18 protein-coding genes and 1 other RNA gene are annotated in these 25140 nt (G+C 35.8%); 14 read left to right on the top strand and 5 right to left on the bottom strand.

Features of this window, described 5'->3' with window-relative positions; translation table 11 throughout:
* Nucleotides 1-90: 90 nt before the first annotated feature.
* The 3 genes from pta to yjgA all read right to left on the bottom strand — a co-directional run bounded on the left by pta (nt 91) and on the right by yjgA (nt 4301).
* The gene (pta, locus tag KGI96_RS04235) at nt 91-2235 is read right to left on the bottom strand and encodes a phosphate acetyltransferase (protein ID WP_211598160.1); all 2145 of its coding nucleotides are present in this window, start codon (nt 2233-2235) and stop codon (nt 91-93) included.
* A 63-nt stretch (nt 2236-2298) separates the two neighbouring features.
* Entirely contained in the window at nt 2299-3498 is a 1200-nt protein-coding gene (locus KGI96_RS04230) for an acetate kinase (RefSeq protein ID WP_211598158.1), read from the bottom strand.
* Between the two features lie 275 nt (nt 3499-3773).
* Nucleotides 3774-4301 (bottom strand): ribosome biogenesis factor YjgA, encoded by a 528-nt coding sequence (yjgA, locus tag KGI96_RS04225; protein ID WP_211598155.1) that lies wholly within the window; start codon nt 4299-4301, stop codon nt 3774-3776.
* Nucleotides 4302-4556: 255 nt separating this feature from the next.
* Here yjgA and KGI96_RS04220 point away from each other — a divergent pair, with 255 nt between their 5' ends.
* The 6 genes from KGI96_RS04220 (at nt 4557) to KGI96_RS04195 (ending at nt 10700) form a co-directional block, all read left to right on the top strand.
* Entirely contained in the window at nt 4557-4859 is a 303-nt protein-coding gene (locus tag KGI96_RS04220; protein WP_211598152.1) for a type II toxin-antitoxin system RelE/ParE family toxin, read from the top strand.
* A gap of 2 nt (nt 4860-4861) precedes the next feature.
* Nucleotides 4862-5158 carry an addiction module antidote protein gene (locus tag KGI96_RS04215; RefSeq protein WP_211598149.1) on the top strand — a complete coding sequence of 99 codons (297 nt, stop codon included), beginning with the start codon at nt 4862-4864 and terminating at the stop codon, nt 5156-5158.
* 15 nt (nt 5159-5173) lie between these two features.
* Nucleotides 5174-6523 carry a metalloprotease PmbA gene (pmbA, locus tag KGI96_RS04210; RefSeq protein ID WP_211598147.1) on the top strand — a complete coding sequence of 450 codons (1350 nt, stop codon included), beginning with the start codon at nt 5174-5176 and terminating at the stop codon, nt 6521-6523.
* A 141-nt stretch (nt 6524-6664) separates the two neighbouring features.
* A complete protein-coding gene (locus KGI96_RS04205; protein ID WP_211598120.1) occupies nt 6665-7327 on the top strand; it encodes a Fic family protein in 663 nt (220 codons plus the stop codon).
* A gap of 224 nt (nt 7328-7551) precedes the next feature.
* On the top strand, nt 7552-10197 hold the full coding sequence (gene topA, locus KGI96_RS04200; RefSeq protein WP_211598118.1) for a type I DNA topoisomerase: 2646 nt from the start codon (nt 7552-7554) through the stop codon (nt 10195-10197).
* Between the two features lie 77 nt (nt 10198-10274).
* The gene (locus KGI96_RS04195) at nt 10275-10700 is read left to right on the top strand and encodes a GAF domain-containing protein (RefSeq protein ID WP_211598116.1); all 426 of its coding nucleotides are present in this window, start codon (nt 10275-10277) and stop codon (nt 10698-10700) included.
* Nucleotides 10701-10845: 145 nt separating this feature from the next.
* On the opposite strand, the gene KGI96_RS04190 is transcribed toward KGI96_RS04195, so the two are convergent.
* Nucleotides 10846-12036, bottom strand: coding sequence for an amino acid aminotransferase (locus KGI96_RS04190; protein ID WP_211598113.1), 1191 nt, complete (start codon nt 12034-12036; stop codon nt 10846-10848).
* Between the two features lie 350 nt (nt 12037-12386).
* On the opposite strand from KGI96_RS04190, the gene KGI96_RS04185 reads away from it, so the two are divergent.
* The 8 genes from KGI96_RS04185 to KGI96_RS04150 all read left to right on the top strand — a co-directional run bounded on the left by KGI96_RS04185 (nt 12387) and on the right by KGI96_RS04150 (nt 23318).
* Nucleotides 12387-12902 carry an isoprenylcysteine carboxyl methyltransferase family protein gene (locus tag KGI96_RS04185; protein WP_211598111.1) on the top strand — a complete coding sequence of 172 codons (516 nt, stop codon included), beginning with the start codon at nt 12387-12389 and terminating at the stop codon, nt 12900-12902.
* Nucleotides 12903-13356: 454 nt separating this feature from the next.
* On the top strand, nt 13357-18399 hold the full coding sequence (locus tag KGI96_RS04180) for a YadA-like family protein (RefSeq protein ID WP_211598109.1): 5043 nt from the start codon (nt 13357-13359) through the stop codon (nt 18397-18399).
* Nucleotides 18400-18830: 431 nt separating this feature from the next.
* Nucleotides 18831-19239: RNase P RNA component class A (gene rnpB, locus KGI96_RS04175), an RNA gene on the top strand.
* A gap of 79 nt (nt 19240-19318) precedes the next feature.
* The gene (gene dapA / locus KGI96_RS04170; RefSeq protein ID WP_211598244.1) at nt 19319-20218 is read left to right on the top strand and encodes a 4-hydroxy-tetrahydrodipicolinate synthase; all 900 of its coding nucleotides are present in this window, start codon (nt 19319-19321) and stop codon (nt 20216-20218) included.
* Between the two features lie 504 nt (nt 20219-20722).
* A complete protein-coding gene (locus KGI96_RS04165) occupies nt 20723-21979 on the top strand; it encodes an ATP-binding protein (protein WP_211599440.1) in 1257 nt (418 codons plus the stop codon).
* Between the two features lie 49 nt (nt 21980-22028).
* Nucleotides 22029-22229 carry a hypothetical protein gene (locus KGI96_RS04160; RefSeq protein ID WP_211599439.1) on the top strand — a complete coding sequence of 67 codons (201 nt, stop codon included), beginning with the start codon at nt 22029-22031 and terminating at the stop codon, nt 22227-22229.
* Nucleotides 22230-22289: 60 nt separating this feature from the next.
* Complete coding sequence (locus KGI96_RS04155) at nt 22290-22877, top strand: histidine phosphatase family protein (protein ID WP_211599438.1); 588 nt, start codon at nt 22290-22292, stop codon at nt 22875-22877.
* A 21-nt stretch (nt 22878-22898) separates the two neighbouring features.
* Nucleotides 22899-23318 (top strand): hypothetical protein, encoded by a 420-nt coding sequence (locus KGI96_RS04150; protein ID WP_211599437.1) that lies wholly within the window; start codon nt 22899-22901, stop codon nt 23316-23318.
* A gap of 151 nt (nt 23319-23469) precedes the next feature.
* Here the strand turns inward: KGI96_RS04150 and ptsG are convergent, their stop codons facing one another.
* Nucleotides 23470-24906 carry a PTS glucose transporter subunit IIBC gene (ptsG, locus tag KGI96_RS04145; RefSeq protein WP_211599436.1) on the bottom strand — a complete coding sequence of 479 codons (1437 nt, stop codon included), beginning with the start codon at nt 24904-24906 and terminating at the stop codon, nt 23470-23472.
* Nucleotides 24907-25140 lie beyond the last annotated feature (234 nt).

The following is a 25140-nucleotide window of genomic DNA, read 5'->3' as shown; positions in this document are numbered from 1 at the left end:
AACTCAAAAACAGGGTAATGCCCCCTCCCTAGCCCTCCCTCCGCTTGTGGTACATACCATTGCGGGGGGAGGTTAGGAGGGGGGAAAAAACTAACCTTGTGTTGCTTGAATTGCAGTTAATGCGATTGTATAAACAATATCATCAACTAATGCTCCACGAGATAAGTCGTTCACTGGTTTACGCATACCTTGTAACATTGGACCAATAGAAATAAGATCCGCAGAACGTTGTACCGCTTTATAAGTTGTATTACCTGTATTTAAGTCAGGGAATACAAAGACGGTTGCCTTACCCGCTACAGGTGAATTTGGTGCTTTTGAGCGAGCCACATCTTCCATAATCGCTGCATCGTATTGTAATGGACCATCGATGATTAAATCAGGGCGTTTTTCTTGTGCGATACGGGTTGCTTCTTTCACTTTTTCAACATCTGCACCAGACCCTGATGTACCTGTTGAGTAAGAGATCATCGCAACACGAGGTTCAACACCGAATGCTTTTGCTGATTCCGCAGATTGAATAGCAATTTCGGCTAATTGTTCTGCATTTGGATCTGGGTTTACTGCACAGTCACCATAAACCAATACTTGATCTGGCAATAACATAAAGAAGATTGAAGAAACAATTGAGCTACCCGGTGCAGTTTTGATAATTTGCATAGGTGGACGGATTGTATTTGCTGTAGTGTGTACGGCACCTGATACTAAACCATCTACTTCTTCTGCTTCTAACATCATTGTACCAAGAACAACATTATCTAATAATTGCTCACGAGCAACAACTTCAGTCATTCCTTTGTTTTTACGCAGTTCAACTAAACGATCGACATAGTTGTCACGGATAGTCGCAGGATCAATAATCGTTACACCTTTACCAAGTTGAACCCCTTGAGCTTCAGCGACTCGTTGTACATCTGCAGCTGGTGCTAATAAAATACAGTCTGCAATACCACGTTCAGCACATAATGCTGCTGCTTTTACAGTACGAGGTTCATCACCTTCTGGTAGTACAATACGTTTTTTAGCTGCACGAGCAAATTCAGTTAATTGATAACGGAATGCGGCAGGGGAAAGATGTCTAGTACGTGCTGTATCGTTAGTAATCTGAGTAATAAACTCACTAGAAAGTTGTTCTGATACATATTGTTTGATTTTTTCAATACGCACTTTATCATCAATAGGAACTTCTAAACTGAAACTTTGTAAACTAAGGGCTGTTTGCCACGTATTTCCTTCGATACGGAAAATAGGCACACCTTTTTCAAAAGCTTGTTGACACAGATTTCTTACACCTAAATCTAATTTGTATCCACCTGTAAGTAGAATTGCACCAATTTCGATACCGTTCATAATAGAAAGTGCGGCGGCAATAATCACATCAGGACGATCGGCAGAAGTCACTAATAATGACCCCGCTTTCATATGTTCGATCATATTTGGTAAGCTTCTTGCACAGAAAGTAACACCACGAATACGACGAGTATGTAATTCACCCTCTTGAATAATGGTTGCACTTAAGTGTTTTGCAATATCAATAGCACGTGTTTCAATTAATTCAGGTTTCCACTCTACACAAGCGAGTAGTTTCACTTGGCTTTTTGCAAATAAACGATGTAATTCTTTTATATTTATATTGCGATTTAAATGTTGGAATGAATCAAAAATTTCTGTTAAATCAGGACGAGTTCGTCCCGTTTCATCAACAGGCGCATTAAATTTATTAATAATTACCCCTAATAAATTAGGATTATTACGTCCACCAAACTCAGAGGCAGCGACATCAACACGTTCTTTTAATTGTTCTGGAGTATCTGTTCCAGGGGTTGCCACTAAAATAATTTCAGCATCTAAGGTTTGTGCAATCTCATAATTGATATGGTTTGCATAAGCACTTCTACGTGTAGGAATGACCCCTTCAACCACAATAATTTCATTATCTTTAGCAATTTTTTGATGATGTTCAACAATTTTTTCTAGTAACACATCGGTTTGGTTTTCACCAATTAATGTTTCTGCATCACTTAACATTATTGAAGCACCCACCTCAACGGTTTGTGATGTTCTGATGATGCTAGTTGAACGATCTAATTCGTCATTTCCATTTGATGGTTGAGAAATAGGTTTTAAAAAACCCACTTTAGCCCCTTTTTGTTCAAGAGAATGAACAAATCCTAAACTCACACTGGTTAAACCCACTCCAGCAGTAGTTGGAATAAGGATAATAGTTCTAGACATTGTATAGTTCCTATGGTCAATAAAAAGAAAAAACCTACTTCTAGGTAGGTTTTAATAATTAAATTATGCGGTTAGTTTAGCCGTATCTCTTGCAATCACAAGTTCTTCATTTGTTGGAAGAACAATAGATACTGGAGTACCTTCTTTTGTGATGACACCAGCTTTACCAAAACGTGCTGCTAGGTTTTTCTCTTCATCTATTTGATAACCAAATAGTTTCAAATGATTTAAGGTTAATTCACGAACTAATGAAGAGTTTTCACCAATTCCACCTGTAAAGACAATTGCATCTAAACGATCACCAATTACCGCCATATAAGAACCAATATATTTCGCTAGTTTATAACAAAATACATCTAATGCACGTTTGGCTGGTGCTTCTTTATCATAATTATCTTCTGCGTAACGACAATCACTAGTAACTTCAGTTAAACCTAACAATCCAGATTTTTTGGTTAATGTTTCATCAATCTCTGCCATACTCATACCTAAAGTATTGTACATATAGAAAAGAATAGCAGGATCTAAATCACCACTACGGGTACCCATCACTAAACCTTCTAAAGGTGTTAAACCCATTGATGTGTCAATACATTTACCATCACGAACAACGGCAACAGATGCCCCATTACCTAAATGGCAAGTAATCACATTAATTTTGTCTTCAGCAATATTTAATGTTTTTGCTGCTTCACGGCTCACAAAATAGTGGCTTGTACCGTGAGCACCGTAACGACGAACACCATTTTCTTTATACATTGCATAAGGAATAGCATATAAATAAGCTTCTTCTGGCATTGTTTGGTGGAATGCTGTATCAAAAACAGCAACGTTATGTTCTTTTAATTCAGGGAAAATTCTAAATGCTTCTTTAATTCCAATTAAATGAGCAGGGTTGTGAAGAGGTGCAAATTCAACCGCATCTTCAATACCTTTGATAACTTCATCGGTGATAACAGCAGATTCAGTGAATTTTTCTCCACCGTGAACAATACGATGACCGATCGCTGCAATACTCTGTTTTAATTCATCGGTTAAAATATTTTTTGCAAGGAAATCCAACGCTTGTGTGTGTGCAGCACCTGCACCTAAATCAGCACTTCCTTTTTCACCATTTAACTTCCATTTAATGCGAGCATCTTCAAGATGAAACGCTTCAGCAAGACCTGATAAGGTTTCATCACCCGTAACAGGATCAAGTACTGCAAATTTTAAAGATGAACTACCGCAGTTAAGGATAAGAATTAAATTTTTATTAGACATAAAATAGACCTATTTTAATTATTTATAAGTGGATAAAATTACACAATAAAATGTGCATTATAAATTCTTGCATAGGATACACTTTTTAGCAGTCAAAATAAATTGTTATATCTTGATTATTATCAAAATTTTCAAAAAAAGTTTATTTTTTAAAATAAAGTTGAGTGTTACTACTTTAATGATGAATAGATCATAGCGGTAACTTGTATTAAAAAATTTGCAAATTTTTCATATAATGTCACCGCTTGTTTTTATAATATATTGTTTTATAAGAATTAATTTAACATTATTCCTTTCAGATATTGGTAGATTTCACGAAAATTCTTTGGTGGTTTATTATTTTCTCTTTCTTTTAGAACACCACGAATCAAGCTACGTAATTTTTGACGATCTAGCGTAGGGTAGTCCGTCATTAAATGATTAATTGTAGCATCACCCTGTTCGATTAATTGTTCACGGATAATTTCAATTTTGTGTAATATTGCTTGCTGTTGTTTATGGGTATTATTCAGTTTGTCTAGGGCGTCTTGAATGGGTTCAATATCACATTGACGCAACAGTTTTCCAATATATTGAATTTGACGGCGACGAGCCTCCATTTTTAAACGTTGTGCTAATGTAATCGCCTCTTTTAATTTTTCACTAAGAGGTACAGTATCTAGTTTAGGGATTGATAATTCAACCAGTTCAGCGCCCAGTTTTTTTAAATCTTCCGCATCTCGTTTTATCTCACTTTTACTGACCCAGATGATCTCTTCTTCATCATCTGTCCAATCTATTTCATTATGCTTTTTCTTAGCCATATTCATTCTCTATATCTATTAAATAGAGATAGTGTAACAAAATTTGCAAAAAATAGGGAAAATTGTACTACTTATTTTTATAATACCACTTCACTTTTATAGTAATTATGTAACTAAAGGGAGTTTTATTGCTTGGTTAATAAGACTTCGAATAATTGTGTCTAACTTTTTAAAGAATACGCCATAAAATAAAACTTGTTTTTGTGTTACTTAAGGGTTACACTTTTATCAAATCTACCAAAACAAACTTTAGAAATGAAAAAAATCAGTGTTAGAACCACTCCTATTTTTGATAAGTGGCTAGATAGCTTAAAAGATTTTAGAGCAGTAGCAAGAATATCAGCACGAATTGATCGTTTAAAAATGGGTAATTTAGGTGATCATAAATCAGTTGGTCGTGGTATATTTGAATTACGTATTCCTGAAGGAAAAGGCTACAGAGTATATTTTAAAAATTATAATGGTGTATTAGTTATTTTACTATGTGGTGGAGATAAAACAACGCAATCTAAAGACATTAAACAGGCAAATAAAATAGCGAAAGAATTAGGAGTTTAAAGATGAAGCTTGATGATTTAAAAGAATTTGATGCATCTAAATATTTAGTGGATGAAGAATCTATTGCAATTTATGTAAATGAAATGCTTGAAAGTGGTGATTTAAAAGCGTTACCACTTGCATTAGGGACTGTTTCAAAAGCACGTAATATGAGTGAACTTTCTCGTAAAACAGGGATTAGTCGTAAAGGGTTATATCAAGCATTATCAGAAGATGGCAACCCTAGTTTTGATACCGTTTTAAAAGTAATGCAAGCGTTAAATTTGACTTTTGAAATTAAACAAAAACAAGTTATATAAAGATTAGGAAAAATAATGGCACTAAATAAAAAAGAAGAATTACAACAACAAAAAGAAACATTACAACAAGCGGTTAGTTTTGCATTAAATATTGCAAAAAAAGCAGGAGCAGAGGCAGAAGTTGCGGTCACTAAGGTAACAGGACTATCAATTTCTACTCGTTTAGAACAAACAGAAAATATCGAATTTAACAACGATGGGTCACTTGGAATTTCGGTTTATCTGGGCAAAAGAAAAGGCAACGCTTCTACCTCAGATTTACAACCAAACGCTATACAACAAGCGGTGGAATCTGCGTTGGCTATTGCAAAATATACCTCAGAAGATGAATGTGCAGGTTTAGCAGATAAAGAATTATTAGCCTTTGATCCCCCTGATTTAGAGTTATATCATCAAGCAGACATCAATGTGGATCAAGCTGTTGAAATGGCAATTCAAGCTGAACATAGTGCGTTAAATTTTGATAAACGAATTGTAAACAGTGAAGGAGCCAGCTTTAATTCACACAGTGGTGTGAGAATGTATGGTAATACACACGGAATGTTGCAAGGTTATCTTTCAAGCCGCTATTCACTTTCTACCAGTGTGATTGCCGCTTATAACGATCAATTAGAGCGTGATTATGCTTATACGATTTCACGTGAATTTAATCAGTTACAATCACCACAGTGGGTAGGTGAACAGTCAGCAATGAGAGCCGTAAAATGCTTAAATCCTCAAAAATTAAGTACTAGAGAAGTCCCTGTGATTTTTGCCAATGAAGTGGCAACGGGTTTAATTAGTCATTTAGCAACGGCGATCAGCGGCGGTACGTTATATCGTAAAGCGAGCTTTATGCAAGATAAACTCGGTGAACAAATCTTACCAAACTGGTTTGAGATTTCAGAACACCCACATTTATTACGCCAATTAGCTTCATCACCATTTGATAGCGAAGGAGTACGCACCCAAGATCGAGAAATTATTAAAGCAGGTATTTTAGAAACCTACCTTGTTACCAGTTATAGTGGACGCAAATTAGGATTAAAATCCACAGGACACGCAGGTGGCATTCATAACTGGATCGTGAAACCAAATCGAACAGGCGGATTAGAAACTTTACTCAAAGAAATGGGAACGGGTTTACTTGTAACGGAAATGATGGGCAGTGCCATTAACGGTGTAACAGGGGAATATTCTCGTGGTGCATCAGGTTTTTGGGTAGAAAACGGCGAAATTCAATATCCTGTTGCGGAAATTACTATTGCAGGTCGATTACAAGATATGTACCAAAATGTAGTGGCAGTGAGTGATGATATGGAGTTGCGATCGAATATTCAAACAGGAGCGATTTTGTTGGAAGGATTGAAAGTTTCTGGGGAGTAGGCGGTCACATTTTAATAGAATTTGCAAAATAATATATAGTGTAGAGACGTAGTATACGTCTCCACAAATATATTTTAAAGCTCAAACTATTTTAATTTAAAGCTCAAATATGCCATAAAAACTTAGCTAATGAGCTTAAAAATGGTAAATCCAAAAGAGCAACAAATAATAGACTTTATTAGTCAGCATACAGAATGCTCATCAAAAGAGATTTTTGATGGGCTTTCTTTATCTGTAAGTTATGCGACGTTAAAACGTACCTTATCAACGCTGATTTCAAATCATTATCTTATTGCTGTTGGAAAAGGTCGAGCAAAAAAATATAGCGTATCACCTGTTTTTAAACTTATTCAGCCTATTGATTTAAAAGAGTATTATAATAAAGATATTGATGAAAGAGATATTAAAGAGCAGTTTGATTTTTCAGTTATTAATGAAGTACTTGCAAAATATTGTGTATTTACAGCACAGGAATTATCTGTATTAAATAGATTGCAGGAAACCTTTATCAATAATATTTCTCAACTTTCTGAATTTCAATATAAAAAAGAGTTTGAACGTTTAGCTATTGATCTGAGCTGGAAATCATCACAAATTGAGGGAAATACCTATTCTTTACTAGAAACAGAGCGATTATTAAAAGAAAGAGAAACCGCATCTGGCAAGACACAAGAAGAAGCGATGATGTTATTAAACCATAAGGAAACCCTTGATTTTATTTTGGATAATTCTACTTATTTAGATAACTTAACTGTCGCTAAAATTAAAAATATTCATAGTATTAGAGATATTTATCAATCTTAAATAAAGGAATAATTGTTCTCATCCTTAATGATTAATTATTCAAACGAAAGTAGGCAATATTAGAACATATAGCTCATTTTTTTAAGAAAAACACGATCTTATCCTGATATTTTTATTGTATTTTTTAAAAAGCCTTGCTATCTTAAAATAATAATTATAGACCATAGGAAGAAAAATGCTTTTTTCCTATGGTTTTTCAGATATTTTAACTTTAGGTATATTTAATGGCAAAATCATTAGTAATTGTGGAGTCTCCAGCAAAAGCCAAAACAATCAATAAATATTTAGGCAAAGACTACGTGGTGAAATCAAGTGTAGGGCATATTCGTGATTTACCCACCACTGGCAGTAGCTCTGGTGAAAAAGCAAAAGCGATTTCAACGAAAGGAATGACCGCCGAGCAGAAAGCAAAAATTAAAGCAGAAAAAGACCGTAAAGCATTAGTCAAACGAATGGGGATTGACCCTTATCACGATTGGGAACCGAATTATCAGGTTTTACCGGGTAAAGAAAAGGTCGTTTCAGATTTACAAGCCCAAGCCAAAAAAGCCGATCATATCTATCTCGCAACCGATTTGGATAGAGAAGGGGAAGCCATTGCGTGGCATTTACGTGAAGTGATCGGCGGTGATGATAGTCGTTTTAGTCGAGTGGTGTTTAATGAAATTACACGTAATGCTATTCAGAAAGCCTTTGAGACCCCTAAACATTTAAATATGGATCGCGTCTATGCACAACAAACAAGACGTTTCTTAGACCGTGTGGTGGGCTTTATGGTGTCTCCATTACTATGGAAAAAAGTCGCCAGAGGATTATCGGCTGGACGAGTGCAATCTGTTGCCGTAAAACTTTTAGTTGAGCGTGAACGTGAAATTAAAGCCTTTTTACCTGAAGAATTTTGGGAAGTGGCTACACAAAATACCGCAAAAAATGGGGCAATCACTTTAGATTTAACCCATTTTAAAGGTAAAAAATGGTCAGCGAAGAATAAACAAGAAGCAGACCAAACGGTTAAAGCATTACAATCTAGTGCTTTTGTGGTGAGTAAAGTGGATAAAAAGCCGACTTCATCAAAAGCAAAACCGCCTTTTATTACGTCAACCTTACAACAAAGTGCCAGTACACGTTTAGGTTTTGGGGTAAAGAAAACAATGATGTTAGCTCAGCGTTTATATGAAGCAGGGTATATCACCTATATGCGTACCGACTCCACGAGTTTAAGTCAAGATGCGTTAACGATGGCTCGTGGTTATATTGAAAGTAAATTTGGTACGGATTATTTGCCTGAAAAACCAAATATTTATTCCAGTAAAGGCAATGCTCAAGAGGCTCACGAAGCGATACGTCCGTCAAATGTAGCAACAAAATCCAGTGACCTAGTGGCAATAGATAAAGATGCAGTACGTTTATATGAGTTAATTTGGCGACAATTTTTAGCCTGTCAAATGACAGCAGCAAAATATGATTCTACAAGCTTAACCATTACTGCAGGGGAGTATGAACTAAAAGCCAAAGGACGAGTATTACGTTTTGATGGTTGGACAAAAGTACAACCTTTATTAGGTAAATCAGCAGAAGATCAAGTTTTACCCGAATTAACCCTAAATGAAGTATTAACTTTAAACAAAGTCATACCAACACAACATTTTACCAAACCGCCTGCACGTTTTAGCGAGGCAGCATTAGTAAAAGAATTAGAGAAAAAAGGGATTGGTCGTCCTTCAACTTACGCAGCGATTATTTCCACCATTCAAGAGCGTGGTTATGTTCGTGTAGAAAATCGTCGTTTTTATGCAGAGAAAATGGGCGAAATTGTGATTGATCGTTTAGATGAATCATTCAGCGAATTGATGAATTATGATTTTACGGCAAATATGGAAGATACCCTTGATCAAATTGCCTCAGGAAATAGCAATTGGAAGCAGGAATTAGACCGTTTCTTTAAAGATTTTTCAGAAAAACTCACTAAAGCAGAACTAGATGAATTAGAAGGCGGAATGCGTCCGAATAATATCGTCGAAATTGATGTGGCTTGCCCTGATTGTCAGCGTAATATGTCTATTCGTACCGCAAGTACAGGGGTTTTCTTAGGTTGTACAGGTTATGCATTGCCACCGAAAGAGCGTTGTAAAAAAACAATCAATTTAATTCCAGAAGCGGAATTATTGAACGTATTAGATGAAGATTCAGAAACTAACGCATTATTACACCGTAAACGTTGCCCGAAATGTGATACCGCAATGGATAGCTACTTAGTGGATCCTGAACGTAAATTACATATTTGTGGTAATAATCCCAATTGTGATGGTTATATGATTGAACAAGGTTCATTTAAAATTAAAGGCTATGAGGGTCCGATTGTTGAGTGTGATAAGTGTGATGCGGAAATGCACCTAAAATTAGGGCGTTTTGGTAAATATATGGCGTGTACCAAATGTGAAAATACCCGTAAAATTCTTAAAAATGGTGAAGTGGCGCCTCCTCGTGAAGAACCAACCCATTTCCCAGAATTAAAATGTGAAAAATCGGATGCGTATTTTGTACTGCGTGATGGGGCGAGTGGTGTATTTATGTCGGCACATAATTTCCCTAAATCTCGTGAAAGTCGCTCACCAAAGGTGGCAGAATTAGCACAGTTTAAAGATCGATTACCTGAAAAATTACGTTATCTAGCAGACGCACCTCAAAAAGATCCTGAGGGTAACGAAGCCATTATTCGCTTCAGCCGTAAAGAAAAACGTCAATATGTGACTTCTGAAAAAGAGGGCAAAGCCACTAAATGGCTGGTGGACTATATTGACGGTAAGTGGGTGGAAAGAGTAACTAAAACAAAAGCTAAAGTAAAAACTACCACGAAGAAAAAGAAATAATTTTTTATCAATATTCCTCGTAAATTTCACGATTTACGAGGTTTTTTTACATTAAAATTAGTTAATGAGGAATTAGAATGGATATTAAACAATTAGAAGCAATTCTTGGTGATGAAGAAGATATTATTTCCAGAATGGCAAATATTAGTGCATTTTTATATGAAACTGTTCCCAATATTAATTGGGTAGGATTTTATATTGTACGTGGTGATGTATTAAAAGTAGGACCTTTTCAAGGAAAAGTTGCTTGTTCTAATATTCCAAAAGGGAAAGGGGTTTGTGGTACGGCGTGGGAGCGTTTGGAAACTATTGTTGTACCTGACACTCATCAATTTGAAGGACATATTGCTTGTGATGTAGCCTCTCGTTCTGAAGTAGTTATTCCTATCCTAGATGAAAAGGGTGAAATGGTTGCAGAGCTTGATGTTGATAGCCCATTGTTAGATCGTTTTTCGGATAAAGATGTGGAATTTCTAACCGCTTGTGCGGCTCTTGTCTTATAAGATACAGTTTACACCGTAGGGTCAGGGTATGCCCTGACCCTAATGATACGAGAATAGGGTAAATAAACAAAGCAAATAGACAAAGCAAATAGACAAGGCATGCCTTGTCTCTACAGTATTCTGACCAGCCCCTCTTTATAATAAATTAGAGAACTTTTACAATCGCTTCACACAAATCATCAATATTCGCAGCCGTGATACCCGCCACATTGATACGTCCTGAACGTACAGCATAAACCGCAAATTCATCTTTAAGGCGATCAACTTGTTCTGCGGTTAAGCCACTAAAAGAGAACATACCATTTTGTTCAAGGATAAAATCAAAGTTTTGAGTAACCCCTTTTTGCTTTAATCGAGCAACAAATTGATGACGCATTTCTTTAATACGTTCACGCATTTCTGTGAGTTCAGCAATCCAACTCGCTTTTAATTCACTGTCGGCTAATACTGTTGCAACAGTGCTTGCACCGTGTGAAGCTGGGTTAGAGTAGAGCACTCGAATAATCTGTTTGATCTGACTAAGTGCATTGTTGGCAATGGTTTCATTTTCCGCAACTAAAGTGAATGCCCCTACACGCTCTTTATATAAACCAAAGTTTTTAGAATATGAACTGGCAACCAGTAATTCATTATGGTTTTTCGCAAAAGTACGTAACGCATAGGCATCTTCTTCTAAGCCATTTGCAAAACCTTGATAAGCAAAGTCAAAGAGTGGTAGCCATTTTTTCTCTTGTGACATTTTGGCTAAAGCATCCCATTGTTCAGGGGTTGGGTCAATACCTGTTGGGTTATGACAACAACCGTGAAATAACACCACATCACCAGCATTTGCTTGGTCTAAATCAGCAATTAAATTATCCCAGTCTAGTCCTTTAGTCTCTTCATTGTAATAACGATAATGTTTAATATTAAGCCCAACATTACTAAAAATGGCATTGTGATTTGGCCACGTTGGTGCAGAGATCCAAATATTTTGTGCAGAAGTTTGTGATTTAATAAACTCACCCGCAACACGTAATGCACCTGTACCCCCCAACGTTTGAGCTGTTTTTGCTCGTTTTTGCGTAATCACTTCTGCATTTTCACCAAAGAGCAATTGTTGAGTATAAGCGTTATATTCTGCTACTCCGTCGATAGGTAAATAATTTTTATTGTTTTCAGTTTCAAATAAACGACGCTCAGCCTCTTTTACCGCTTTAATAATCGGCGTTTTTCCTTCAGCATTGGCATAAACGCCAATACCTAAATTAATTTTATTAGTACGAGTTTCTGTTTTAAAAGCTTCGCCCAACCCTAAAATAGGATCAGCAGGTGCGACTTGGATATGTTTAAACATAGTTTTTCCTTTTAATATTGTGTTGCAAAACCACGATTATACGAGGATTTTTTTAAATTGATAAGAGCAAGCGGGTAGATTTGTGAAGTTTTTTGCAAATTTGTAAAATTTTTGGCTTTTTCAAATAATAAAGAAAATATTATTTGAGAAAGGGTAATAACTCAGCGAAAAAACTTAAAGGGAAAGTATTATGTGACTCCCATTGGTATTTTAATTCTGATTTTACTTAAATTTGCTATTTTTTATAATAATGTGACCGCTAATAAAATAGACATTGAGTATTGAATTTTAGCTAAAGTAATTTGTCATAAGGGGGCTATTTTAGCAATTTATTATACATAAGGAACAATATGTTTATCATTAATTTAATTTTTATCTCTATTTTAGGGATTCGTTTTTACAGTCTATTTATTTCAATTCAACACGAAAAATACTTAATTAAAAGAGGAGCAATACAATACGGTAAAAAAAACTCACTATTGTTATCTGTCACTCATATTGTTTTTTATATTGCGTCCATCATAGAAAGTAACATTAATAATACTGCTTTCAACGGAGTTTCACAAATTGGGTTAGCTATTTTAGTTTTTTCGATTGTAATGTTGTTTTATGTTATTTATGAGTTGAAAGAGATTTGGACAGTTAAAATCTATGTGTTACCCGATCATCAAATCAATCACTCTTTTCTATTTAAATATATTAAACATCCTAATTATTTTCTAAATATCATTCCAGAACTTGTTGGCTTAAGTTTACTATGTCAATCTAAATATACTGCAATAATTGGGATACCCATTTATTTGGCAATTTTAACCGTGCGAATTAAGCAAGAAGAGAGAGCAATGCAACATTTGTTTAAGTCTTAATTCGGTTCAAAAAAGCCGACAAATTCTGTCGGCTTTAATCGGGGGGCATTTTCTCGATAAATTCTTGATTCATCTTCTTTAAAAATTACATCAAACACCCAGTGTGAACTGTTTTCAATACTCCAATGACTTCTTATTGCTTTTGCTCCCCTCTCAGGTGCAACAGGCAAAAAACGTATATAATCAGGACAAGATCACACTTTTATTTTTACAAATTTAATTCACTATAAATCCCTCCTATTTCCATCATAAAAAAAGCCATAAAAACCTCAGTAACGTCTGTTTTTTAGTCAAATCATTTCTAGTGTAAAAATTAACCTGTTGTTTTTTTTTATTTATTTTATACTAGAGTCAGTTTATTTCTAATAAATTAAAATTTCAAATGACAATAAATGGATTTATTATCTCAACACCTCTAGGATGGATATACTAATTAAATTAAGAGAAGTATATTATGAATAAAGTTTACAAAGTTGTATTTAACCGCAGTCTCCAAGTCTTTACTGTGGTATCAGAACTAGCCAAAGGCAGAACAAAAAACCAATCAACTATCCTTAGTTCTCAAAACAAACACAAAAAACACGCCTCTATTTTCTGTTTATCAAAAATAGCATTAATTTTATCGACTATTTTTAGTTATGGTACTGCAATGGCTGCTTTTCAGGTATCGGGAGGAGGAGATTGTGCTTTTCATGAGGATGTACACGGAAATAAAACTATACTTATTTGTGGTGATTCCACAACAAAAGTAAAGGTGGGAAGTTCTGGTGATGCTGCTCAACATTCAATTGCTGTAGGGAGGGGAACTGTGGCAGTGGGAACCGGAGCAATTGCGATGGGGTCGGCTGCTAAAGCCTTAAACTCAGGAGCAATTGCAATGGGGATGCAAGCAACAGCAGGTGAATGGGGAACGGCAATCGGAGGGAACGCAAATTCAGGAGAATTTGGAGTTGCAGCTGGGGCTGGTGCAAGGGCAATACAAAATGGTGTTGCATTGGGGAAAGAAACAATGGCAGGAGAAAACGGTATTGCACTGGGGCCGTCAGCAAATTCAGATTATTTTGCTATTGCAGTGGGTTCTGGAGCATCAGCCGCGCACAAAGGGGTGGCAATGGGGAATGAAGCAAGTGCAGAGAGCTTTGGTATTGCACTGGGTAGTAACGCATCTGCCGCAGGGGGTTCAGTGGCACTGGGGGAAAACGCAAGTGCAGTGAAGCAAGGTGTTGCGCTGGGTGTTGGCTCACGCGCTGGCGGTCAACTTGGAAAGGCATTGGGACCTGGTGCAAGCGCAACGGGGGGCTGGTCAGTGTCTATAGGGACGGGGGAAGTTACCGGTTTGAATGCTGTGGGTTTGGGGCATAATGTTTCTGCTAGCGGGATATCCTCGACATCAATAGGGGAATGGACAAACTCTTCGGAAAGATTCTCATTAGCAATGGGAGTGGGGACAAAATCTTCGGGAGAATCTTCATTTGCAGTAGGGGCATTAGCAACAGCATCAGGTACTACATCAGTAGCAATGGGAGGGGGCTCAAAAGCTTTAGGTGTGGGTTCATTCGCTGTGGGGGGAGCTCAGCTTTATGATGCATCAATTTGGATGGGTGTAGGTGGAATAAAAGGCGGTTTCAGCTCTTTACTAGAGGGTGCAACGGCACATTCAAGAGGTTCAATTGCTATTGGTAGTGCAACAGTAGCAGGTCAAAGTGGTGGTGAACAACAAGCGGCAGCAATCGGTTATGGAGCAAGGGCTACGGAAAATAACACGTTAGCACTTGGTTTTGACGCTGTTGCCAATCACGAAAACTCCGTTGCCTTAGGCTCAGAAGCAGAAACCAGAGAGGATGCACAAGTCAATGAAACAGCGGTGATAAATGGTCTTAAATACAAGGAGTTTTCAGGTTTTGCAGATGGTGTCGTGTCGGTGGGTAAAGCCTATCACGAAAAACAAATTATTAATGTTGCTCCGGGTGAAATTGCTCAAACTTCAACGGATGCCATTAACGGCTCACAACTGTTTGCCACTAATACCGTGTTAGGTAATGTTGCGCAATCAGTTAAAAACAACTTTGGTGGTAATGCGGCAATAGATGAAGATGGGAATATTACTTTCACTAATATTGGTGGTACAGGTAAAAATACTATTAATGAAGCAATTGCGAAAATAAAAACGCTCAATTCTGGTGCAAAAGCAGATAAAAATGCAGATAATTTAGGAACAACAGAAGTAAATGCTTGGACAACCAAGTTAAATACAGGTGCAAATATCACCACGCCAACAGGCAAGTTAGTGACTGATACACAAGTCAACACTGCACTTAACACAAAACTGGATGCGGATGACATCATCAGCACAGATAAGACTGTAGGTATTACAACGGCGGCAGGCAAAGTTGACTTAAAAGTGAACCTTAATGAGGCGTCTTTTGGTACAACCGTAGATGGAAAAATTACCCTAATAGATGACGCGGTGAGAGAGCATAATATTTTAAACGGTAGTGTGACAAAAGCGAAGTTAGCAGGAGATGTCACTAATATTCTGGATAAAGTTGGAACAGGTGCAGTTGAAACAGGTAATCAAAAAACTGTGACAGGTGGAGCCGTTAAAACTTACGTTGATACAGCAACAGCAGGCAAACTGAACAAAGCTGACCTAAATGTGATTGAAAGTGAGGATATCACAGTAAGTAACAGTGGAGATTTAACCAAAGGTAAAGTTAAATTAAGCCTTAAAGCGGATAAAGTAAAAGCGTTAGCAGGTACAACAAACCTTGCGACCACGTATTTAAAAGCAGACGGTACAAATATTGCAGGTAATAAAGTGACCTTTGGAGGCAATGTTGGTACAGCAACTTTAGCGAATACGACTGAGTTAGCACAAATCAAAGCGGTGAAAGCGGTAGATGATAAAGTGGCAGTTAATACTCAAAGTATTACTAACTTAGGAGACCAAATCACTAACGTAGGCAAAACCTCGAAAGAAGAAGTGGCGATTGTTCAAAACAGTGGTTTAACACTGGCGAAAACAGTGGAAACGGCGAATAAAGGAGCGGTGTATACGTTAGGCTTAGATGCGGTGAAAGTGAAAGAGGTTGCAGGAACGACAACTCTTGCAGCAGATTTAGCAGCGAAAGCGAATAAAGATGCGAGTAATTTAACAGACCCTGCAGATGTAGGTAAATGGAAGAAAAAACTGGGCATTGATGGTTTAGCGACTAACGCGAATATTGCCAGCAAGCTTGAAGCGGATGACATCATCAGCACAGATAAGACTGTAGGTATTGATACAGCTACGACGGCAGGCAAAGTTGACTTAAAAGTGAACCTTGATGGAACGACTTTAACTAAAGACGGAAATGGAGTAATCAGTCTAGCAGACAACGCAGTGACAAAAGCGAAGTTAGCGGGAGAGGTGACAACGATTCTGAATAAAGTTGGAACAGGCGCAGTTGAAACAGGTAATCAAAAAACTGTGACAGGTGGAGCCGTTAAAACTTACGTTGATACAGCAACAGCAGGCAAACTGAACAAAGCTGACCTAAATGTGATTGAAAGTGAGGATATCACAGTAAGTAACAGTGGAGATTTAACCAAAGGTAAAGTTAAATTAAGCCTTAAAGCGGATAAAGTAAAAGCGTTAGCAGGTACAACAAACCTTGCGACCACGTACTTAAAAGCAGACGGTACAAATATTGCAGGTAATAAAGTGACCTTTGGAGGCAATGTTGGTACAGCAACTTTAGCGAATACGACTGAGTTAGCACAAATCAAAGCGGTGAAAGCGGTAGATGATAAAGTGGCAGGTAATACTCAAAGTATTACTAACTTAGGAGGTCAAATCACCAATTTAGGTAACACTATCACTAACGTAGGCAAGACCTCGAAAGAAGAAGTGGCGATTGTTCAAAACAGTGGTTTAACACTGGCGAAAACAGTGGCAACGGCGAATAAAGGAGCGGTGTATACGTTAGGCTTAGATGCGGTGAAAGTGAAAGAGGTTGCAGGAACGACAACCCTTGCAGCAGATTTAGCGGCGAAAGCGAACAAAGATGCAAGTAACTTAACAGACCCTGCAGATGTAGGTAAATGGAAGAAAAAACTGGGCATTGATGGTTTAGCGACTAACGCGAATATTGCAAGTAAACTGGAAGTGGATGACATCATCAGCACAGATAAGACTGTAGGTATTGATACAACTACGACGGCAGGTAAAGTTGACTTAAAAGTGAATCTTGATGGAACGACTTTAACTAAAGACGGAAATGGAGTAATCAGTCTAGCAGACAACGCAGTGACAAAAGCGAAGTTAGCGGGAGAGGTGACAACGATTCTGAATAAAGTTGGAACAGGCACAATTACAGATGGTAATAACAATACCGTAACAGGTGGAGCCGTTAAAATCTATGTTGATGCCGTTGATACTAAAGTGATTAATCTAGCAGGAAAAGCAGAAGGAATTAATGTAACTGTTTGGCAAAACCAATTGTTACCAACTATTTCTTTCTTAAGTGGAGGGCAAGATGCGGGGAAAATTAAACTCTCTGATGACTTTGCCTTTGATTTTGGAGATGGATTAAAAGTACAAACTAAAGGGGATAAAGCCATTGTTTCACTTGATAAAGACGCGATAAAAAATGACCCTGATTTTAAATTAAATAGTGGTACTGCAGGTACAAAAGGAAAAGATGGACAATCCGCCTTTGATCTTTGGAAAGAGCAACCTGGAAATACAGGAAAATCAAAAGGTGATTTCCTTGCATCATTAAAGGGTGAAAGAGGAAAAGATGGAACTAACATTAAATTTGACTTAGTAGACAATGACACAGATGCAAGCAAACTGGAAAATGGAGAAACAGCTGTTGGAAACAGTGGAAAAATTCAACCAGATGCAAATGGCAACTTAAAACTCAACTTTGGTAAAAACCTAGATGCAAAAGTGGAGACAGATGGAAGCTTAACACTCTCTGCAGCAACGGTTGCGAAAGTTGATCTTAAGGATGCAGATAAGATTGAAATCAACAATACCACAATCGACAACAAAGGTATCACCATTAATAAAGGTGCTAATATTAATGTAAATAATGGTTCAGAAATTAGCATTAATAAAGGCGGAAATCTCCACCTCCAAGAAGGATCTAAGGTAACGGTTGAGAAAAATGTTGACATCAATATGGGTGGAAACCAAATCCATGGTATCGCAGCAGGAACAAAACCAACGGATGCGGTTAATCTTGCTCAGTTAAATAAAGGATTAAAGGGAGTCAGAAAAGAGGCGAACAGTGGCACATCAAGTGCGATGGCGGCAGCAAGCTTACCACAGGCTTATAAACCGGGACATAGTATGGTCTCTTTAGCTGGAGCTAACTATGATAAAGCTGTTTCAATTGCAATTGGACTTTCATCGATTTTTGATAATGGTAAATGGATTATCAAAGGAAATCTGAATGCAAACACGGAAGGAAAAGTTGGCGTTGGCATAGGTGCAGGCTATCAGTGGTAAGATTAAGATTTAAGAATAGAAATTAAAGATTAATCTAAAATAAAATGCCCTCTTCATTTGAAGAGGGCATTTTTTATTATTAGGTATGGAATTTGTAAATTTCTGAATAAATGCAACCGCTATGTTTTATAGATAGCGGGTAGATTAAATCAAAAATTAACGAATTTAATTCTTTACGTAGCGATAAGGAATGATTATTCGATGCAATATGTTTATATATCAATGAGTTATATCAAGCATTGATAAAGTATAGCGGTGGCGTCCAGTTCAAAATTTACTATTTTTATGCTCGTTTTTCTTAATGGTATCTACATAATAATTCTTAATTTCTAAAAATCAATAGGTAAAAGTTTACGGTTGCTTTGTATTTCTCCAGCTTTTCCCCTGATTTTTATTTGCAAAAACATAAAAATCTTTTATACTCCCTAACCTGAGTTGGTCAGACAATCGCTGGTTTATTGAAGCCCTAAAGTGTTTTATTTAGTAATAAATAAAACGACCTAGTGGGACAAATAGACGAGAGGAAAGTCCGGGCTACAAAGGGCAGAGTGCCAGATAACATCTGGGAGGCGTGAGCTTACGACAAGTGCAGCAGAGAGAAGACCGCCGATGGCTTTCTTTTTAAGAAAGATCAGGTAAGGGTGAAAGGGTGTGGTAAGAGCATACCGTATGTATGGTAACATTTCATAGCAAGGTAAACTCCACTCGTAGCAAGACCAAATAGGAACTCAATGGGTGGCCCGCTCAGAGTTCGGGTAGGTTGCTTGAGCGTATGTGTGAATATACGCCTAGAGGAATGATTGTCCACGACAGAACTCGGCTTATCGACCAACTCAGACTTTTTCCCTTCATAAATTACAAATCATTCGTAGAAATAGGGCATTCCCTGTCTCTGCAATATATGAAAAAAGCAGGAGTAGTGATAATGAACACCCCTTTATTTTATGGAAGCATTGTAGCATTAGTAACACCAATGACAGCAGATGGTGAAATTGATTTTGATAATTTACAAAGATTAGTTGAATATCATATTAAATCAGGAACAGATGCAATTGTTGCTGTTGGTACAACAGGTGAATCCCCAACTTTAAATATAAATGAACACATTGAAGTTATAAAGAAAACCGTTGAGTTTGCCAATGGACGAATTCCTGTTATTGCAGGATCTGGTTCAAACTGTACTAGAGATGCAATTAAAACCACAAAATTACTGGAAAATTTAGATATAGCAGGTTGTTTGAGTGTGGTACCTTATTATAACAAGCCAACCCAAGAAGGGATGTATCAACATTACAAAGCAATTGCACAAAGTACCGCATTTCCTCAAATTTTATATAACGTACCAGGTAGAACAAGTAGTGATCTTTTGCCTGAAACTGTAGGGCGTTTAGCTGAAATACCGAATATCGTGGGAATAAAAGAGGCTTCTGGTGATATCACAAGAGTTGCACAAATTAAAGAAGCAGCAGGGCAAGATTTTATTTTCCTAAGTGGGGATGACGCTACAGGGTTTGAAACAATGAAACTCGGTGGACAAGGCGTGATTTCAGTTACAAATAATGTGGCAGCAAAAGATATGGCAGTGATGTGTGAATTAGTTCGTCAAGGACGAATTGCAGAAGCAGAAGTTATTAATCAACGTTTAATGCCATTACATAAAAATCTTTTTATTGAATCAAATCCAGTACCCGTAAAATGGGCTGCTTATAAGCTTGGGTTAATTGATGATCCTAGCTTACGTTTACCATTGACCTCTCTATCAAAAGAGGGGCAGACCATTGTGTTAAACTCTCTTAAACAATCAGGATTAATTAGTTAGGTTATTCATCATTGTGTATTTATTTTAGAACCATTACATATAGTATGTAGTGGTTTTTTTATTTAGAATTTGTAAAAATTAGTGTAGTAAACAAAAATGTTACCACTTTAATTATTTGCAACAGATAAGCCAGTCTATTTGGATTATGATAAGGTGAATATTCAGTACAAAACGGCGCTTATCCGTGTTAATAAGGGTTATAAGACAGGTTTTATAGATAAACAAGGTAATAGGATAATTTATGATATCGCAACGGGTAAGGCGTTATATACTAATGAGAAATTACAAGATCAAAACCTAAATCCATAAATTATTAATTATGGATTATTTGGAATATATTTATGGATAATATGGAATATATTTATGGATAATATGGAATATATTTATGGATAATATGGAATATATTTATGGATAATATGGAATATATTTATGGATAATATGGAAAAAAGTGTTGGATAATTCGGAAAAAGGCAGTATGATTTAACTTTATAAGGGAGAAATCATATGATAAATAGAAAGATTGAAGAGACAATTTTAAGTATGTTAAAAATATTTAGAATTGTTGCAATTAATGGACCTAGACAATCTGGAAAAACGACGTTACAGAAAGAAATTGCAAAAAAATTAAATATGCAATATTACACTTTTGATCAGGCAAAAACCTATGATATTGCCAGTGCAAATCCAGAGGATTTTATTGAATATATTAGTGAAGATAAAAATGTAGCAATAGATGAAGTACAAATGATTCCTGAAATTGTACCTGCGATAAAAATGAGTGCTGATGAGTTAAATAGAAAAGGAATGTTTTTGCTCACAGGCTCATCAGATATGTTTAAAAATTCTAAAATAAAAGAATCATTAGCAGGCAGAATGGTGAGTTTTAATCTTTTTCCTTTATCTTATGCTGAAATCAATAATAAAAATATCAATATTATTGATAAATTATTTAGTGATGATTTTTATAAATTCAACACAGATTTTTCTGTAATTCCAAGAGAAGACTTGATTAATGCAGTCGTTAATGGCGGTTATCCTGAAGTTTATCAGTTAGGCTCAAAAGAAAGGGGATTTTGGTTTGATTTTTATATAAAAGCAAGAATTACTAAAGATATCGCAAATTTTGAAAATGTACATTTGGATAAAATCTCACAGCTGGATAAACTCCTTAAAATTTTAGCTACTCAAACAAGTTCATTGGTTAATTTCTCAAATATTGCGAAAAATATGGGCAATATAGATGCTAAAACGGTACAAAAATATATACAGATATTAGAAGCTTTATACATCATTAAATTAGTGCCCGCTTATTCAAACAATGGACTTAAACGCGTAGTTAAAACACCAAAAGTACACTTTATTGATACTGGACTTGTGAGCCATCTATTAAATATCAATGCTAAAAATTTATTAGAGAAAAAAAGTGAGTATATCGGTAATTTAGTGGAATGCTTTGTTTATACTGAGCTCATTAAACATCAGAGCTACGCACAAATTGATACCCAAATTTACCATTTTAGAGATCCATATCAAAAAGAAGTAGATTTTGTGCTGGAGTCAAAAGAGGGTGATATATTAGCCTTAGAAATTAAATCAGGTTCAACGATAAAAAAAGAACATTTTAATGGTTTGATCGCTCTTGCAAAAACGATGAAAAATAGAAATTTTAAAGGTGTTATTCTATATGGTGGAAACGAGATTTTACCTTATTCCATTGATGAATTTAGATTTTGGTTAATTCCTTTAAAAATTTTTATATAAATATGCTATTCCTAAAATGCAATGGTAAGAGTGTCACGCTGGATTATGTGTGCTAAGTACCTCGAGTTATTCAGATGTAGATTTACCTGCAGAAAAAATAGAAAAATTGCATAAATTGGATAAGGAAAATCTAGGATTAGGTTTAAGTTTTGATATGTCAGGCATTTATGATTATTTAGGTAAAACTATCAAGCAACAAGAGTATATCAAAAATTTTAAAGTAGAAATTGCTATTACACAAAGTCCTTGATATTAATGTAAAAAACAAGCGGTAACATATTATCAAAAATTTGCAAAAGGATAATGTTTTATGATTATTTTAGTCAGACACGCAACGCCTTTAATTGATTATGGTAGGTGTCCGTATAGAATTGCAAAGGAAAGGTTAATTGACTATAACAGGACGACAAATATACAACAAAATGAAATCGATCTTCTTTTAAAAAGTCCGCTTTCTAAAGAAATTATAGCCAACAAAGAAAAGTATATAGGGCTGGTCTCCTCTCTGCCTCGAGCGAGAAAAACAGCACAAATAATTTTTGGTTTTTATGCTCTTTCTTATCAAGAAAGTGATTTATTTCGAGAGTTTGAATTATCAATAGTGAATATTCCTCTTATTAAATTAAAAACAAAAAACTGGTTTGTTATTTCACGAATTTTATGGTTTTTAGGCTTTAATAAAGGCGTTGAATTATTTAAAACCTCCAAATTAAGAGTGAATAAAATTATTACACTATTAAATAACCATCACAAGAAAGAGCAATCTACGATTTTAGTTGCCCACGGATTATTAAATAAATTTCTAGAAAAACAGTTAGTTAAAGATAATTGGGTAATGATAGACAAACAGAAAAAAGGTTGTTTTGAGTATGTGGTGTACGATAAATATAAGGGTTAATTTGATATAGAGAAGTTAAAAATGATAAATATAGAGATTATAGAAAATAGCCCAAAAGAGCATAATGATTTATTGTTTGAAATACCAGAATTGATAGGAAAGAAAATATTAGATAGCTATTATTTGATCTTAGCTTCTGAGGGAAAACGAAAAAGAGGGAATGTAAAATACACTCTCGTTCAATTATTGACGTTCTGGTATCAAAAAATTACCCAATTAAAAGAAGGACAAATTATTTATCTCCCCATTGATTTTAATGATGAATATACTGCTGGGTTAAAAGTAGAGAAAGATCAGGATTTAATTTTAAGTTACGGCTATAGCCTAAAAATGTGTGGATATAATGTTAATCCTTTAGATCCTAGTGATTATTATAATAAAGCCACTGATTTCCAAGCAGAAAATGAAAATATTCTGATTGTTAAACAACAAGATTTTTAAGAGGGGTTGAAAGAGTTGATTGATAGATTGGAAAGGTGAAATTGTATTGTAAGCTTTTAATCGGTAGTAGCCACAGAGTATAACGTTATATTATTGCTAATAAAAAGCCGATAACTTTTCAGCTATCAGCTTTTTCAATTATAGAACGAGATTAGTGTGCTTTAATCCAATCATCCATTTCAGTTTTAAGAATATCTGATTTTGTACCAAAGATAGCTTGAACACCACCTTTAACCACAATAACACCTGCTGCACCTAGCTCTTTTAAGCGAGCTTGATCAACAGTTTCAATATCTTTTACAGAAACACGTAAACGAGTAATACACGCATCTAGGTTAGCAATATTATCTTTACCACCAAAGGCTTTAACAAGCTCTTGAGCCATTAAAGAATGCTCAACGTGTTCAACTTTAGCTTCATCAGCTTCGTCTTCACGACCAGGTGTTTTTAAGTTTAATGCTTTGATTAATACTCTGAATACAGTGTAGTAAATAGCGGCATAAATTAAACCAACACCTACTAATAATAAGATTTTGTGTGAGTTTGAAGATAGTACCGTAAAGTCAATGAAACCGTGTGAGAATGTCATTCCGTGTACGATGCCTAAAGCATTAGTAACAAAATATGCACTTGCTGCAAGGAAAGCGTGAACCACATAAAGAACTGGAGCAACGAATAAGAATGCAAATTCAATTGGTTCAGTAATACCAGTTAAAAATGAAGTTAATGCAGCTGAAAGCATTAAACCACCGACTTTAACACGATTTTCAGGTTTGGCGCTGTGCCAAATTGCAATTGCTGCTGCAGGAAGACCAAACATTTTAAATAGATAACCACCTGCCATTTGGCCAAAATAGCTCATTTCAGCGGTACGACTTGCTGCATCCGCAGAAACAAAACAAGTAACAATACCATTTTGCACTGCACCAGCGTTATCTACACAAGTTCCAGCTTCAAAGAAGAATGGTACATTCCAAATATGATGTAAACCAAATGGAATTAATGAACGTTCAACAAAGCCATAGATAGCAAATGCTGTTTCAGGGTTTTGTACCGCAGCCCAATGAGAAAATGATTCAATACCATTACCAATTGGTGGCCAGATGAATGCAAGAGCAACACCTAAAAAGATAGTTAAGAACCCTGTAATAATTGGAACTGCACGTTTACCAGCAAAGAAACCGAGATATGCAGGTAATTGAATACGGAAGAAACGATTGAAAGACCACGCAGCTATAGAACCTGATAAAATACCACCCAATACACCAGTATCGATACCTTCAATGCCTATAAAACCTGCCATTACTTTAAGAGTTGCAACATAAATACCATAACCAACAACAGCAGCTAGTGCAGATACACCATCATTATTAGTAAAACCAAGTGCCACACCAATAGCAAAAAGAAGTGGCATTTGGCCAAATACTGAACCACCAGCCTGCTCCATCAAATTTGAAATAATTTCTGGCATCCAAGAGAAGTGTGCGGCACCAACACCGAGTAAAATACCTGCAACAGGTAATACTGATACAGGTAGCATCAGTGCTTTACCAATTTTTTGTAAATTGGCAAAAAGATTGTTAAACATACGATTTTCCTTACTTTAACTTTAAAAATAACTGATAAACTGTTTAACGTTTTGTTAAACAATTACAATAATATGTTAAAAAATGGTCGCTTGCAAAGTATTATTACTTTTTTTAGTGTAACTATTAAAATAATTTAAAATCAAAAGTAATAAAATGTATATCAAATTGAAATACTAAAAACTGAAAACATCCAAACTCATTTTCTAAATAGAGCAAAATCATACTTGAACAAT

This window comes from Phocoenobacter atlanticus subsp. cyclopteri (genome assembly GCF_018343795.1).
In the GTDB taxonomy this organism is placed as follows: domain Bacteria; phylum Pseudomonadota; class Gammaproteobacteria; order Enterobacterales; family Pasteurellaceae; genus Phocoenobacter; species Phocoenobacter atlanticus.
Note: the sequence above shows the minus strand (reverse complement) of the source record. Positions and strands in the feature narration are given on the sequence as shown.